The following is a 1,394-nucleotide window of genomic DNA, read 5'->3' as shown; positions in this document are numbered from 1 at the left end:
TATGAGCCCGGACGCCTACGAAGTACTCTGGAACGACATCAACAATCCGCTCCTTTTCACATAAGAACGGTGGAACAACCGGGACCCCTATCAAGTGTTTGTGTGAGTTTCGTGTCCGAGAATGGACACAGGAGGAAATTCACGAATCATGGCACGCAGACACACCCCCGAGCAGGTCATCGCCAAAGTCCGGCAGGGCCAGAAGATGCTCAACGACGGACGTCCGATGGTCGACGTCATCAAGGAGCTCCAGGTCACCGAGACGACCTGGTACCGCTGGCTGAACCAGTACGGATCCGAGAAGAACGCCGAGGCGTCCAAACGGACCAAGGAGCTGGAGAAGGAGAACGCCCGACTCAAGCGCCTGCTGGCGGAGAAGGAACTCGCCATCGACATCCTCAACGAGGTGGCCAAGGGAAAATTCTGAGCCCCGAACCCCGCCGCCGTGCCGTGCGCATGGCGGTGGAGAAGTTCGGGGCTTCCGAACGCTTCGCATGCGCGCTTCTGGGCCAGAACCGGTCCGCGTTCCGCAAGAAGAAACCCGACATGGGCTTCGAGGAAGCGCAGCTCCGCATGGAGCTGCGCGCCGTCGCCGTGAAGCACCCGGCGTGGGGCTGGCGGAAGGCCCGCTGGCACCTGCTGGCCCAGCCTGCCTGGGACGGCGTGGCGCTGAACAGGAAGCGGGTGCGCCGGCTCTGGCGCGACGAAGGGCTCACCTGCAAACCCAAGGCGCGGAAGAAGCGCCGCACCGGGCCCGGCGCCGGGGAACAAAAGCGGCTCACCGCCGAATACCCGATGCACGTGGTCAGCTTCGACTTCCAGTCCGACGTGACTTCCTGCGGGCGGCACATCCGGTTCTTCAACGTCATCGACGAATACACCCGCACGGCGCTGGCGATCATTCCGCGCCGGTCGTTCAAAGCCGCCGACGTGGTCGCGGTGCTGGAGAACATCATCGCCGAAACCGGCACCGCCCCGACCTACGTCAGGTGCGACAACGGGCCCGAATTTACCGCTGCGGCTCTGGTCAGCTGGTGTAACACCGCCGGGGTGGATACCGCCTTCATCGACCCGGGATCACCCTGGCAGAACGGCTTCATCGAATCCTTCAACGCCCAATTCAGGAGGGAGCAGCTCTCCGGAGAAATCATGGACACCATGGCCGAAGCCACCTATTTGGCCGAGGAATGGAAAGCTATCTACAATCATGAACGGCCCCACGGATCCCTGGACGGCATGACGCCGAACCGCTACTGGGAAAACTGGACGCAAGAAAACCAACTAGCTATCGCATAGACGCTTGATAGGGGTCCCGGTTGTTCCACCGTTCTTATGTGAAAAGGAGCGGATTGTTGATGTCGTTCCAGAGTACTTCGTAGGCGTCCGGGCTCATA

The 1,394-nt window shown here is 61.3% G+C and carries 1 protein-coding gene; it reads left to right on the top strand.

Annotated elements, in window-relative coordinates; genetic code table 11:
- The first annotated feature begins 148 nt into the window (after positions 1 to 148).
- Positions 149 to 1,296, top strand: a protein-coding gene (locus tag RCH15_RS19025; RefSeq protein ID WP_326962213.1) for an IS3 family transposase whose coding sequence is annotated in 2 segments (ribosomal slippage) — positions 149 to 422 and positions 422 to 1,296 — 1,149 coding nt in all. Because the reading frame shifts where the segments join, the coding sequence is not laid out codon by codon here.
- Positions 1,297 to 1,394: the final 98 nt, after the last annotated feature.

The organism is Arthrobacter sp. MP_M4, from assembly GCF_035984855.1.
GTDB lineage: Bacteria > Actinomycetota > Actinomycetes > Actinomycetales > Micrococcaceae > Arthrobacter.
Note: the sequence above shows the minus strand (reverse complement) of the source record. Positions and strands in the feature narration are given on the sequence as shown.